At 61.8% G+C, this 12891-nt stretch carries 11 protein-coding genes; 3 read left to right on the plus strand and 8 right to left on the minus strand.

Annotation, left to right across the window (positions count from 1 at the left end):
• Window positions 1–20 precede the first annotated feature (20 nt).
• Genes C1Y43_RS17840 through phoB form a run of 3 tightly spaced genes read right to left on the minus strand, consistent with a single transcriptional unit; the run spans window position 21 to window position 2984 of the window.
• On the minus strand, window positions 21–947 hold the full coding sequence (locus C1Y43_RS17840; RefSeq protein WP_021507145.1) for a PstS family phosphate ABC transporter substrate-binding protein: 927 nt from the start codon (window positions 945–947) through the stop codon (window positions 21–23).
• Window positions 948–965: 18 nt separating this feature from the next.
• Entirely contained in the window at window positions 966–2279 is a 1314-nt protein-coding gene (gene phoR / locus C1Y43_RS17845) for a phosphate regulon sensor histidine kinase PhoR (RefSeq protein WP_021507144.1), read from the minus strand.
• Window positions 2280–2294: 15 nt separating this feature from the next.
• Complete coding sequence (phoB, locus tag C1Y43_RS17850; protein WP_021507143.1) at window positions 2295–2984, minus strand: phosphate response regulator transcription factor PhoB; 690 nt, start codon at window positions 2982–2984, stop codon at window positions 2295–2297.
• A gap of 197 nt (window positions 2985–3181) precedes the next feature.
• Between phoB and sbcD the strand changes: the two genes are divergently transcribed.
• Together sbcD and C1Y43_RS17860 are read left to right on the plus strand one after the other, a co-directional pair.
• Window positions 3182–4399 (plus strand): exonuclease subunit SbcD, encoded by a 1218-nt coding sequence (gene sbcD / locus C1Y43_RS17855; protein ID WP_021507142.1) that lies wholly within the window; start codon window positions 3182–3184, stop codon window positions 4397–4399.
• Window positions 4396–8070 (plus strand): AAA family ATPase, encoded by a 3675-nt coding sequence (locus C1Y43_RS17860; RefSeq protein ID WP_104189122.1) that lies wholly within the window; start codon window positions 4396–4398, stop codon window positions 8068–8070. The genes sbcD and C1Y43_RS17860 overlap by 4 nt, the downstream gene beginning before the upstream one ends.
• A 45-nt stretch (window positions 8071–8115) precedes the next feature.
• Here C1Y43_RS17860 and C1Y43_RS17865 read toward each other — a convergent pair whose 3' ends face one another.
• From C1Y43_RS17865 to C1Y43_RS17875, 3 genes are read right to left on the minus strand one after another with little or no spacing between them, the layout of a single operon-like run.
• Window positions 8116–8772 (minus strand): DUF799 domain-containing protein, encoded by a 657-nt coding sequence (locus C1Y43_RS17865; RefSeq protein ID WP_104189124.1) that lies wholly within the window; start codon window positions 8770–8772, stop codon window positions 8116–8118.
• Complete coding sequence (locus C1Y43_RS17870; protein ID WP_021507139.1) at window positions 8769–9125, minus strand: DUF4810 domain-containing protein; 357 nt, start codon at window positions 9123–9125, stop codon at window positions 8769–8771. The genes C1Y43_RS17865 and C1Y43_RS17870 overlap by 4 nt, the downstream gene beginning before the upstream one ends.
• A gap of 11 nt (window positions 9126–9136) precedes the next feature.
• On the minus strand, window positions 9137–9814 hold the full coding sequence (locus C1Y43_RS17875) for a CsgG/HfaB family protein (protein ID WP_021507138.1): 678 nt from the start codon (window positions 9812–9814) through the stop codon (window positions 9137–9139).
• A gap of 200 nt (window positions 9815–10014) precedes the next feature.
• On the opposite strand from C1Y43_RS17875, the gene C1Y43_RS17880 reads away from it, so the two are divergent.
• The gene (locus C1Y43_RS17880; RefSeq protein WP_233209852.1) at window positions 10015–10395 is read left to right on the plus strand and encodes a cell envelope integrity TolA C-terminal domain-containing protein; all 381 of its coding nucleotides are present in this window, start codon (window positions 10015–10017) and stop codon (window positions 10393–10395) included.
• Here the strand turns inward: C1Y43_RS17880 and C1Y43_RS17885 are convergent.
• Together C1Y43_RS17885 and C1Y43_RS17890 are read right to left on the minus strand one after the other, a co-directional pair.
• Entirely contained in the window at window positions 10277–11416 is a 1140-nt protein-coding gene (locus tag C1Y43_RS17885; RefSeq protein WP_104189126.1) for an AraC family transcriptional regulator, read from the minus strand. The genes C1Y43_RS17880 and C1Y43_RS17885 overlap by 119 nt on opposite strands.
• A 229-nt stretch (window positions 11417–11645) precedes the next feature.
• The gene (locus tag C1Y43_RS17890) at window positions 11646–12650 is read right to left on the minus strand and encodes a phosphotransferase enzyme family protein (protein ID WP_104189127.1); all 1005 of its coding nucleotides are present in this window, start codon (window positions 12648–12650) and stop codon (window positions 11646–11648) included.
• Window positions 12651–12891 lie beyond the last annotated feature (241 nt).

Genomic DNA, 12891 nt, shown 5'->3' on the forward strand with positions numbered 1-12891 from the left:
TCATGATCGGTCAGCGTGAATTAGTTTTGCGCAATCGCCGCGCGCGCCTGCGCGATCTGGCTGTCGGACAGCGGCAGGTAGCCAGCCTCCGTTACGCGGCGCTGGCCCTGCGCAGAGAGCACCTGCTGCAGAAAGGCGGCGACCAGCGGCGGCAGCGGTTTGCCGGGCGCCTTGTTAACGTAGATATACAGCGGGCGCGACCACGGATAGCGGCCGCTGCGGATCGATTCGGCATCCGGCATAACGCTGTCGCCGCTGGCGGTGACGATTGGCAGGGTTTTCACGCCGCTCAGGTGAAAGCCAAAGCTGGCGTAGCCGATGCTGTTCGGCGTGCTGGCGACCGCCTGCACCACCGCCGCCGAGCCGGGAAACTCCGCGACGTCAGCGCGGAAATCGCCGCGACACAGCGCCTGCTGCTTGAAAAAGCCCCAGGTGCCGGAAGCGGAGTTACGGCCAAAGCGCTGAATACTGCGCGTTGCCCAGTTCGCCGTATGCAGGCCAACATCGCCCCAGCGCTGTGGCACCTGCCGTGCGCCGCATAGCCGGGTCACGGAGAACAGCGCATCCAGCTGCGGCTGACTGATGGACGGCAGCGGATTGTCCTGATTGACCACCACCACCAGCGCATCCATCGCTACCGGCACCGCCAGCGGTGCATAGCCATAGCGCGAGATAAACAGCTGACGCTCATCCACCTGCATCGGCCGGCTCATGGCGCCAAGCTGAGCGGCCCCGGCGGCCAGCGCGGTCGGCGCCGTCGACGATCCCGCCGCCTGCACCTGCACGTTGACACCCGGCGACTGACGGCTGAAATCTTCGCCCCATAGCGTCATCAGATAGCCCAGCGTGTCCGAGCCGACGCTGCTCAGGTTGCCGGTCAGCATGCTTTGCTGAGCCGTCGCCAGCAGCGGGCACAGTAATAAAAGAGAGAGCAGCAGCGATTTCATCACAGAGTCCGGTGGCGTTTACTGCGCCACATTCTCGCGGATTCCGTTCGCCACAATCAAGCGCGGTGGCAGCACGAAGCGGAAGCAGGTTTCCTGATGCGGCACGCTGCTGATCTCCAGCCGCGTGGTGTGGTGGCCGAGCGCGTGCTTAACAATGGCCAGCCCCAGCCCGCTGCCGCCGGTGGCGCGCGAGCGCGCTTTATCCACGCGGTAGAAGCGTTCGGTCAGGCGCGGCAGATGCTCCTCGCTGATGCCGGGCCCGTTGTCGCACACTTTAAATTCGGCGCCCTGTTTGGTGCGCAGCCAGCTGATGTCGATGCGCGTGCCATCCGGCGTGTGGTTCACCGCGTTATACACCAGATTGGAAATCGCGCTGCGCAGCTGTTCATCATTGCCGAACACCTTCAGATGCGGGTCGGTGTGGAAATGGATGCTGTGACGGCCCTGGCTGAGGGTTTCCGCCTCGCGCTGTAACAGCAGCAGCATGGTCGGCACATCCACCGTCTCTTTCAGATCAATGGCGGGGGCCGCTTCGATGCGTGACAGCGTCAGCAGCTGCTTCACCAGGCTGTCCATGCGTCGCGTCTGCTCCTGCATGGTACTGAGCGCCTTGCTGCGGGTGCGCTCGTTCATCCCGGCATCGTCCATCATCTCCAGATAGCCCTGCAGCACCGTCAGCGGGGTACGCAGTTCATGGCTGACGTTGGCGAAGAAGTTACGCCGCGCCCCTTCCAGCTGGTGCATCTGGGTGACGTCACGCGCCACCATCAGCCACTGACCTTCGCTGTAAGGCATGACGCGGAACTCCATGTGATGCTGATTATTGAGCACCAGCGTCAGCGGCTTGTTGAAGTCGCGCTGGCGGATATAGCGGGAGAATTCAGGGTAGCGCAGCAGGTTGAGGATATTCTGGCCGTTATCTTCCGGCCAGCGCAGCCCGAGATGCTGCTGAGCCAGACCGTTACACCAGAAAATGGTGCCCTCTTCGGTGGTGAGTACCACCGCGTCCGGCAGCGACTCGGCCCCGCTGCGAAAGCGTTTGATCAGATTGCCCAGCTCGCGCCGGCGGCGGCGATTGCGCAACTGCATTTGATACAGGCCGTAAAACAGCGGTTCCCAGCTGCCGCGCCCGGTGGGCGGCGTCATTGAACGATCAATCCACAGCCAGTGCGACAGCCGCATCAGATTTTTGAAGTGCCAGAACAGCACGCCGCACACGGCCAGTAACAGCCACCACGGCAGATAGCCAACCAGCAGACCCAGCACCAGCGCAGGCAGACACACCAGCGCCAGCTCGGTCAGTAATCTCTTCCAGGAGAGTCGTTCCAGCACGGTAAAAGACTCCGTTTAGTAGCGGGCAGAGAAACGATACCCTGTTCCGCGAACGGTTTGTACCATGCGATCGTGGCCGGAAACTTCCAGTGCTTTACGTAAACGACGGATATGCACATCCACGGTGCGGTCTTCCACATACACGTTAGTGCCCCACACGTGATTCAGCAGCTGTTCGCGGCTGTATACGCGCTCCGGATGCGTCATAAAGAAGTGCAGCAGTTTGTATTCGGTCGGTCCCATTTCCAGCGGCGTGGTTTCGGACATCACGCGATGCGAGGAGGGATCGAGGCTCAGCCCCTGCATCTCAATCACCTCTTCCACCGCCATCGGTGAGATGCGGCGCATCACGGCTTTAATGCGCGCCATCAGCTCTTTGGGCGAGAACGGCTTGGTGATGTAATCATCGGCGCCCACTTCCAGCCCGCGCACGCGATCTTCCTCTTCACCGCGCGCCGTCAGCATCATCACCGGAATATCACGCGTCATGGCTTCACGCTTTAAATGTTTGATGAACTGAATGCCGCTGCCGCCGGGTAACATCCAGTCCAGCAGAATCAGATCGGGCCAGGGTTCGATCAGCTTGCCAATCGCGCTGTCATAGTCCTCAGCCTCAATCGGCTGGTAATCGTTTTGTTCCAGCACGAAACATAACATTTCACGGATGGGAGCTTCGTCTTCCACAACCAAAATGCGCTTAGCCATTATTACTCCTGCGATTGTGACGGCATGTCACGGGGGTTTGCGGCGCCATTATGCGTCAGTTTTGTGACACTTTTATGAAAAACCCACCTCATGATAATCAGATAAAAAGCGCAATTTTGACAACCGGTTTCGCTTTTTTTTCATTGCGTTGTTAAGCGGTTATACTGCCGCTTTGCGATAGCAGGCACGGAGCATTCATGCGCATTATTCACACCGCTGACTGGCATCTCGGTCAGTTCTTTTACAGCAAAAGCCGCGCCGCCGAGCACCAGCAATTCCTCGACTGGCTGCTGGCCGCGATTGTGCAGCATCAGGTGGATGCACTGATCGTCGCTGGCGACCTGTTTGATACCGGTTCGCCGCCCAGCTATGCGCGCGAACTGTTTAACCGTTTCGTGGTGGCGCTGCAGCCCAGCGGCTGCCAGCTGATTGTGCTGGCCGGCAACCATGATTCGGTCGCCACGCTGAATGAATCGCGCGAGCTGCTGGCCTGCCTCAATACCCGCGTCATTACCAGCGCCACGCCCGGCGGCGAGCAGCAGGTGCTGACGCTGCAACAGCACGACGGCACGCCGGGCGCGCTGCTGTGCGCCATTCCCTATCTGCGTCCGCGCGACATCCTGCGCAGCCAGGCGGGTCAGTCCGGTCGCGATAAGCAACTGTCGCTGCTGCAGGCGATTGAGCAGCACTATCAGCACTGTTATGCCGCCGCCGTGGCGCAGCGCGAAGCCATGGACAGCGCGCTGCCGATCATCGCCACCGGGCATCTCACCACCGTGGGCGTCAGCAAGAGCGATTCGGTGCGTGATATCTACATCGGCACGCTGGACGCCTTTCCGGCGCAGGCCTTCCCGCCTGCCGACTACATTGCGCTGGGCCACATCCATCGTGCGCAGCGCATCGCCGACAGCGATCACATCCGCTACAGCGGTTCGCCGATTGCGCTCAGTTTTGATGAGCTGGGGCGTGAGAAAAGCGTATTCCTGCTGGAATTTAGCACCCGGCTGGAGTCCGTCACACCGCTGGTTATTCCGTCATTCCAGCCGATGCAGATGTTAAAAGGCGCCATGGCGGAGATCGAACAGCAACTGACCGCGTTTCACACCTATGAAGGCGATCTGCCGGTGTGGCTGGATATCGAAATCACTACTCAGGAGTACCTGAGCGATCTGCAGCGCCGCATCGAACAGCTTACCGACGCGCTGCCGGTTGAGGTGCTGCTGGTGCGCCGCAGTCGCGATCAGCGTCAGCGCAGCCTGGCGCGGCTGGAGAATGAAACCCTGAGCGAACTGAAAGTTGAAGAGGTATTTGCCCGCCGGCTGGCGCTGGAGGAACAGCTGGAGGATGAACAGCGCGCGCAGTTAACGCAGCTGTTTCGCAGCACGCTGGCAACGCTGGAGGATCCGGGCGCATGAAAATTCTGACGCTGCGTTTTAAAAACCTCAACGCGCTGCGCGGCGAGTGGTTTATCGATTTCCGCCGCGAGCCGTTTGCCAGCAACGGGCTGTTCGCCATCACCGGCGCCACCGGCGCGGGTAAAACCACGCTGCTGGATGCCATCTGTCTGGCGCTCTATCACCAGACGCCGCGCCTTGGTGGCCTGTCGCAGAGCGAAAATCAGCTGATGACGCGTGACACCGCTGAGTGCCTCGCCGAAGTGGAGTTTGAGATCAAAGGTGAAGCCTGGCGAGCCTTCTGGAGCCAGAACCGCGCGCGCGGGCTGGCGGAAGGTAAACTGCAGGCGCCGCGCGTCGAACTGGCGCGCGTGGCGGACAACCAGATCGTCGCCGATAAAGTCGGTGACAAGCTCAAAGCCATCGAAACCTTGTCCGGTCTCGATTTTGCCCGCTTCACCCGTTCGATGATGCTGTCGCAGGGGCAGTTTGCCGCCTTCCTCAATGCCAAACCCGGCGAGCGCGCCGAGCTGCTGGAGGAGCTGACCGGCACCGAAATCTACGGCCACATCTCGATGCAGATCTACGAGCGCTGGCGCACGGCGCGCGCGGCACTCGACACGCTGCGCGCCCGCGCCGGTGCGGTGCAGTTGCTCGACGACGCCCGCCGCGCCGAACTGGCGCAGCAGCTGGAGCAGTTGACCCGCACCGAACAGGATCTGAGCGAGCAGCTGGCGCAGGCCCAGCAGCAGCAGCAGTGGCTGACGCAGCAGCAGCAGCTCAACGCGGAGCAACAGCAGGCGCAGCAGGCGTTGCAGGCTGCCGCCACGGCCTGGCAGCAGGCGGAAGGCGATCGCCAGCGGCTGGCGCGTGCTGAACCGGCGGAGAAGCTGCGCGACAAACTGCAGCAGCGCGAACAGCTGCAGCGCGACCAGCAGACACTGAACCAGCAGGCGCAGCAGTTACAGCAGCAACAGCAACAGGCGCAAGCGGCGCTGCAGCAGGGTGAAAGCCACTATCAGGCCGCACAGCAGGCACGTGAACGCGCGCTGGCCGAACAGCAACAGCTGGAGACGCTGCTGAGCGAACAGGTGATCCCGCTCGATCAGCAGATCGCCAGCCGTGCACAGCAGCTTGAGCAGCAGGCGCTGCTGAGCGAACAGCAAAAAACGCTGTTACTCAGCCAGCAGGCGCTGGATCAGCATCAGCAGGCAAGTGAACGCTTACAACAGCAGCTGGCGCAGCAGCAGGCGTTTCGCCTGAGTGAAGCCGCTGTCGCCCGCTGGGGCGGCGAACTGGCGCGCTGGCAGGCCGAACTCGCCCGGCTTGAAGAGCGTGAGCAAACGCTGACGCAGCTCAGCGCGCAGCAGCAACAACTGCAAAGCCAGCTCGAACAACAGCAGCAGGCGCTGCAGGCGCGCGAACAGGCGGCACAGCCGCTGCAACAGGCAGAAGCCGCGGCACAGCAGCAGCGCCAGCAGGCGGAGCAGGTGCTTACTTCGCTGGAAGCGGAGATCGCCAGCCCGGCGTTGCGGACGGCGCTGGCGCAGCATCAGCAGCAGCGCGGCGTACGTCAGCAGCTCAGCCTGCTGGCGGCACAGTGGCAAACGATCCAGCCGCAGCGCCAGCAGCGTCAGCTTAAACTGCAGCAGTTACAGCAGCATGCTGAGCAGGAAGCGCTGGCGTTGCAGCAGCTGCGCGAGGAGTACAAGCGCGAGCATCAGACGCTGCTGGATGTGCGTCGCCTGTGCGAGCTGGAGCGCACCATTATTCAGCTGGCCGACGAGCGGGCCAGGCTGCAGCCGGAACAGCCCTGCCCGCTGTGCGGCTCCTGCCAGCATCCGGCCATCGACCGCTACCAGCAGTTGCAGCCAGATGAAAATCAGCAGCGGCAGGCGGCGCTGGAAACGCACGTGGCGCAGCTCAGGGAAGCCGGCACCGCGCGGGGCGAGCAGCTTAAACTGTCGCAGCAGCAACAGCAGGCGCTGCAACAGGAAATCGCCGATCTCGACCAGCAGATCGCCGCCACCCGCGAGCGCTGGCAGGCGCTGTGCGGTGAGCTGGCGCTTACCTTCAGCGCTGAACAGCACGCAGAATTCAGCGCCTGGCAGCAGCAGCAGGACGCGCTCGAAGCCCGCCAGCAGCAGCAGTTGCAGGCGCGTGAACAGGCGGCCGTCACGTTGCAGCAGGCCAAAGACGCGCATCTGCACCAGCAGCAGCGCTGGCAGCAACATCAGCAGCAGCAACAGCTGGCACAGCAGCAGCTGGCCAGCGCCCGGCAGCAGCGGGATGAGATCGATCAGCGCGTCAGCGGTGAACGGCAGGCATGGCAGCAGCAACAGCAGCAGCTGGAACAGCAGCTGGCTGCCCATCAACTTAGCCTGCCTGCAGCGCCCGAGCGCGCCGGCTGGCTGCAAACGCTGCAGCAGCGCTGGCAGCAGTGGCAGGAAAGTGAGCGGTTACTTGCTGAGCTACAGCCGCAGCTGGCGAAAAGCGAAACGGAAGGCAGCAGCCTGCAGCACGCTCTGGCGCGTGAACAGCAGCAGGTCGCCAGCCTGCAGCAAGCCCTTAACAACCTGCAACAGCAGCAGCAGGCCCAGCAGCAGCAGCGCCAGCAGCTGTTTGGCGACCGGCGCGTGGCGGACGCGCGTCAGCAGCAGCACGCCACGCTGCAACAGCATGACCAGGCGCTGGCGCAACAGCTGCAGCGCTGGCAGCAGGCGCAAAGCGAACTGCACGGCCTGAAAGGTCAGTATGAACAGATTGTCAGCCAGCAGCAGACGCTGGCGCAGCGCGCAGCGGACGCCGAAAGCGCCTTCCGGCAGGCATTGCTGCTCAGTGATTTCGCTGACGAAAGCGCCCTGCGCGCCGCGCTGCTGGCGGAAGATGAGGTGCAGACGCTGCGCCAGCGGCTGCAAACGCTGGAGCAGCAGCATCAGCAGCACACCGCGCTGCATGCCAGACTGGCGCAGCGGCTGAGCGATCATCAGCAGCAGCGCCCGGCCGCGCTCAGCGATGCCGATGCTGGCTCCATCGCCGCCCGGCTCGAGCAGCTACGCGTGGCGCTGCGTGACAACGCACGCCAGCAGGGCGAAGCGCAGCAGCAGCTGTACAGCGATACCCAACAGCGTCAGCAGCAGCAAACGCTGCTGGCGCAGATCGCCGCTGACGAAGCGGAACTGGCACAGCTGAGCCGCCTCAACGATCTGATCGGGTCGGCCAAAGGCGACAAGTTCCGCCGCTTTGCTCAGGGCTTAACCCTCGATCATCTGGTGTGGCTGGCAAACCGCCAGCTCGATCGCCTGCACGGCCGCTATTTATTGCAGCGCCGCGTCAGCGATGAGCTGGAGCTGGAAGTGGTCGATACCTGGCAGGCCGATGCCACGCGCGACACGCGTACGCTGTCCGGCGGCGAGAGCTTCCTCGTCAGCCTTGCGCTGGCGCTGGCGCTGTCCGATTTGGTCAGCCATAAAACGCGCATTGAATCACTGTTTCTCGACGAAGGCTTCGGCACGCTGGATGCCGAAACGCTGGACACCGCGCTGGATGCGCTCGATGCGCTTAACGCCAGCGGGAAAACCATCGGCGTGATCAGTCATGTGGAAGCGATGAAAGAGCGCATCCCGGTGCAGATCCGGGTGCGTAAAATGAACGGACTCGGCTACAGTAAACTGGAGCTGCCGGGCGAGTGATGCGTGAAGTGGCGCGGCGATCAGCTGATCGCCGCGCCAGGTAGATTAACGCGTAACCGGCGCTTTGTAGCGCGGACCGGCCAGCAGACCACCCTGCTCGTTCTGCGCTAACAGACGTGCGCTAGTGACACCAGCAATGGTGTGCGCTTTGTCACCCGCGTTGCTGGCGATCTGTTTGATCGCCGCCGACACCAGCATGCCAATGATGCCGCCGTTGCTGTTGTTGCTGTTCTCAGAATCATTGGCGGTGGCCATGCCCTGCCACAGCTCTTTACCGCTGCGCAGATCAACCAGACGGGCAGTGGCCGAGACCGTGGTCACCGAATCAACCACCAGATAGCTGCTGCCATAATCGGTAATCGAAATGTACAGTGCGCTGTCTGCGTTGAAGATGTCATGCAAGCGCTTCGTGCTCACCGCCTGAATTTCATGCCCGTTGCTCAGGCCGTTTTGCTGGAAGGTCTCTTCCACCACCGCCACCGGGAACACGTAGTAACCCGCTTCCGCCAGCGGCTGGGTCACCAGCGAGGTGAAGCTGTGCGACGCGTTGATATCCGGCGCACGGTTATCGGCAGGCAGCACCAGAATTGACGCCGGCTTACTGGCACGGAAGGCGCTGTAATCATACGGTTTCTTATTCTGGGCACAGCCGGTCAGCAGCAGCGCCGCGAATACGCTGCACACGGCAATCAGTTTTTTCATTGGTTCACTCCTTTTTTCTTCATCAGAAAGTCCATGTACGGGGCCGATTCCGGAAACAGCTGCTTCTCAAGGGCGAACTGGCTGAAAGCTTTATCCGTATTGCCGTTTTTGGCGTACAGCAGGCCCAGCTGGGCGTGCAGACCCGGTGCTACCGGCTTGTTCACCGCTTTGGCCTTTTCGATATCCAGATTCAGCGCATCAATCTGCTTCTGTGGATCGCTGTCTTTCTGGTAATAGCTGTAGACCTGCTGCTGGTAGTCACCCCAGTAGTAGATCGGCTCCGGTCCTTTTGGCGCACAGCCGGCCAGCACGCCTGCCGCGATCAGCGCGGCGCTCAGTTGCAGTAATTTCATCGTCAATATCCTTATTTCACCGGGCGCCATGCGCCGTTATTGATGCCATCCACCAGGTGGTCGACCGCTTCACGGATCGCCAGATCCATCACTTTGCCGTTCAGGGTAGAGTCATAGCTGGCGGTACCGCCAAAGCCGATCACCTCACGCGCTGACAGCTGGTATTCACCCGCGCCCTGCACGCTGTAAACCACTTCTGAAGTGGTCACATCCACCACATTCAGGTTCACTTTGGCGTAAGCGATCTGGCTTTTACCGCGGCCGAGGATGCCCCACAGCTGCTGGTCGCCCACTTCTTTGCGCCCGAACTCGGTGATGTCACCGGTGATGATGTAGTTAGCGCCCTTGATGTTCTGCTGGCTGTGTTTGAAGTCGGCTTCCTGCTGCAGCTCTTTCAGGTTGCTGCGATCCAGCACGTTGAAGCGATTGGTCTGCTGCAGATGCGTAATCAGAATGGTTTTGGATTGGTTGCCCAGACGATCAACGCCGTCGGAGAAAATCCCATTCATGTATGACGAACGGTTATCAAACTGTCCCACCGCGATTGGGCTGCGCACGCCCTGATAAGCCGGCTGGCTTGCGGCGCGAACCTGAGGCGCGTCGATAGCGCGTGACGACTCGGTGGCACAGCCACTGAGCAGCGCGGCGCTTAACAAGGAGAGTGCCGCAAAGGCATATTTCTTCTGCATTTCTGGTCCATGAATAAAGGAAGGGATAACACCGCCACCAGGCGGCAAATTCTGGTTATGCCGACAGTCAGAGTAATGCCATAGCATTCCCTGCTGCGGTCTGTAGACTGTCGGCAGCAGCGCCAGGAATCTTTAGCGAAAATGCAGGCTTATTAATGAATTTAATTAATCGATTAGCGAGACTATCAGGTGGGTTAGTGATGATGGTGGGGCTTAGCGCCTGCCAGCAGGTGTCCGCGCCAGCCCCCAGCCTGGCCAATCAGTGCCAGCCGCAGGGCGATGCTGACAGCGCCGCCTGCCACTGGAGTGAAGCACTGCAGCAGCAGCTCAATAAAAAGTTTCACGATGCGGCGCGCTATGCCGGACAGCAGTGCTGGGTGCGCCTGGAGTGGCAGAACAGTGGGCGCTACGCGGTGACGCAAACCCAGGGCGACGAAGCGCTGTGTTTGCGCGCGTGGCAGCTTATTGGTCAGTCGCGCGGCTTACCGCCTCCGCCGCAGCGCGACCAGCCAGCGTGGTTTGGCTTTGCGCCACACCGGCCTGACTTACCAGCCCATCCTGGCGCCACTGGCGCGGGCTGATGCCGAACCAGCGGCGGAAGGCGCGGGAAAACGCGCTGACCTCGGAATAGCCGAGCAGCAGCGCCATCTCCGAGATGGGCAGCTGTCTTTGCTGCAGATAGTGCGTGGCCATTTCGCAGCGCACCTTATCCACCAGCGCGCTAAAGCTGATGCCCTCTTCGCGCAGGCGTCGCTGTAGCGACCAGCTCGACAACCCCATTTTGCCGGCGATCTCCTCCAGTGCCGGTTCGCCCTGAATGAGCGTCAGGCTGACCTGCGAACGCGCCTGTTCGACCACGCTCTGCACGCTGGCGCTGCTGTTGAGGCGGCGAATGGCATCCTGCATCACCATCAGCAGCATCGCATCCTGCTCCGGCATGGCGCGCTGCAGGTCGCGTTTCGCGATCAGCAGTGAGTTAAACGGCTGATCGAACCAGACCGGCGCATCAAACACTTTGCAGTGCTCGTGCCACTGCTCCGGACGCGGATGTTCAAAGTGCACCTCGCGCGGTGCCCAGTTTTTGCCCGCTACGTGGCGAATCAGGTTGAGGAACATGCCGAGCGTCAGCTCCGCATCCTGACGGCGCGCCAGGATCGCCCCGTGGCGCACCTGATAATCGAGCCGCCAGCAGTCGCCCTTGTCCACCAGCCGCGTCAGCGTATCGTGCTGGTGCCAGGGAAACGCGTTCACCACATTGTGCAGCGCCTGCTCCAGCGTCGGCGAGCACAGTCCGATGTAGCCAATTAACCCTAATGACTGCGGTTTGAACTGCCTGCCGTAATGCAAACCGAAGTTATCAAAGCCGGAGTGGCGCGCCGCTTCTTCCATCACGCGGCAATAGTTCACCAGCCCCAGACTCAGTGTCGGGCTGGCCAGCAGTTCGGAATCGATACCGCTGATGCCAAAGATGCGATCGACATCGCCGCCTTTATCCGTAATAAAGGCGCTCAGACCGGTCGCCGCCGCCGCCAGAACGCCACGGTTGCTGGCGGGTGTGGCAAACGCGCTGAAGGCATCAGCAGCAGAGATGAGTGATTGCATGGGAACCTCTCAGGGATCGCGCGGATAACAGAATGAAGGGATCCAGCAATTTTCATACCAGCGTCACCCGGCGGCACGCGGTGCAAGGCAGTGCACCGCCTGGCCGCCGCTGGCGCGCTCCCGGCGGCGATCTGCGTTCCTGTCAGCGCGCCTGTGACGGCCGGCGCGCTTGATGCGCAGGCACCAGATTACGCCATCAGCGCGCGCCGCTGCCCTCTGCTGGTGCAGGTCACGCGCCTACCGGCAGTTCGCTGCTCTCAAGATAGCGACGGCACAGCCGCACCGAATGGCTGGCCCAGTGCGGCCCGAGGCTGAGCGCCATCTCGGTATCGGCGTGCGTGCCCATCCACGCCGTCATCTGGATACGACGCTGGATCAGCAGCGTCGGCACCAGCGCCATCTCAGCATCGCTGATGTGCGCCACGCGTTCATAGCCGAGGATCCAGTTATCCACCCACTCCGCCGCACGCGGATGGTGCTCGACGAAGCTGATCGCGGCCGCCAGATCGTGCAGATACCAGCCCATGCCGCAGTCGTCGAAGTCGATCACCCGGGTCTCGCCTTTGTGCAGCAGCAGATTGGTCAGACGCAGATCGGCGTGGATCAGGCCGTAGCGATCGCGCTCTTTACCAAATTCCGCCAGCGCCTGCCCGGCGCGCTCTACCGCCGCTGCGATAATGCCGTGATCGGCCGGATCGAGATGCGGCGCATCCTGCCAGCGCCCCCAGTGGCTGTGCTCGCTGACCATGGTGTGATGATCCCAGATAATGCGCTGAAAACCTTCGGGTTTCTGCCAGCTGCGGCTGTGCTGATGCAGGCGCGCGGTGATGGTACCGAGCTGCTGAAAGGCTTTGGGATCGACGTCGGTGGTCGGCATCTCGCCGTCAATCCAGTGGAACAGCACCGCATGACGCGTGCTGCCGTCCGCCAGCGTCAGCGTCAGCACGCTTTCACCGTCGCACGCCGGGATGGCCTGCGGCACCATGATGCCGGTCTCGCGCAGCGCATCGAGCCACATCAGTTCACTGAGAATATCCGCTTTGCTGTGGTAATCCGGCCGGTGCAGGCGCAGCGCGTAGCGTTTGCCGCCGGCACGCAGCAAAAAGGTGGCGTTCTCCGAACGGCACAGTAATTGCAGCTCACCGTGCAGCGCGGCGGGATAGCAGGCCAGCGCACGTTGCGCCAGCAGGGTGATCTCGGCATCGGTCAGGGATTCGGCTTGTTTGGCGCTCATTCATCACTCTCCAGCATCAGTCTCTTTAAACCAGTGTTATCAGCATGGGATGAGGTCGTCCTGACTGCCTGACCGCAGAACAGCAAAAGTTGACCGCAGCGTACAGCCAGCGCTTTTTCTGGCAGCGAGTTGACCGCAGAGGACAAAACTCACTGCGCCGGCGTCAAGTTTTCCCGTCCCGGGCAGCGGCATTATCCCTTCACTGTAGCGCAAACCCACAATAGCGCGGTGCCAACGCCGC

It is taken from the genome of Pantoea sp. ICBG 828 (genome assembly GCF_002928355.1).
GTDB classification, from domain to species: domain Bacteria; phylum Pseudomonadota; class Gammaproteobacteria; order Enterobacterales; family Enterobacteriaceae; genus Pantoea; species Pantoea dispersa.

Excerpts from the sequence above, each read along its gene's own strand:
- C1Y43_RS17840 (WP_021507145.1), bottom strand. The coding sequence starts at position 947 with ATGAAATCGCTGCTGCTCTCTCTTTTATTACTGTGCCCGCTGCTGGCG.
- phoB (WP_021507143.1), bottom strand. The coding sequence starts at position 2,984 with ATGGCTAAGCGCATTTTGGTTGTGGAAGACGAAGCTCCCATCCGTGAA.
- sbcD (WP_021507142.1), top strand. The coding sequence starts at position 3,182 with ATGCGCATTATTCACACCGCTGACTGGCATCTCGGTCAGTTCTTTTAC.
- C1Y43_RS17860 (WP_104189122.1), top strand. The coding sequence starts at position 4,396 with ATGAAAATTCTGACGCTGCGTTTTAAAAACCTCAACGCGCTGCGCGGC.
- C1Y43_RS17865 (WP_104189124.1), bottom strand. The coding sequence starts at position 8,772 with ATGAAAAAACTGATTGCCGTGTGCAGCGTATTCGCGGCGCTGCTGCTG.
- C1Y43_RS17870 (WP_021507139.1), bottom strand. The coding sequence starts at position 9,125 with ATGAAATTACTGCAACTGAGCGCCGCGCTGATCGCGGCAGGCGTGCTG.
- C1Y43_RS17875 (WP_021507138.1), bottom strand. The coding sequence starts at position 9,814 with ATGCAGAAGAAATATGCCTTTGCGGCACTCTCCTTGTTAAGCGCCGCG.
- C1Y43_RS17880 (WP_233209852.1), top strand. The coding sequence starts at position 10,015 with ATGATGGTGGGGCTTAGCGCCTGCCAGCAGGTGTCCGCGCCAGCCCCC.
- C1Y43_RS17885 (WP_104189126.1), bottom strand. The coding sequence starts at position 11,416 with ATGCAATCACTCATCTCTGCTGCTGATGCCTTCAGCGCGTTTGCCACA.
- C1Y43_RS17890 (WP_104189127.1), bottom strand. The coding sequence starts at position 12,650 with ATGAGCGCCAAACAAGCCGAATCCCTGACCGATGCCGAGATCACCCTG.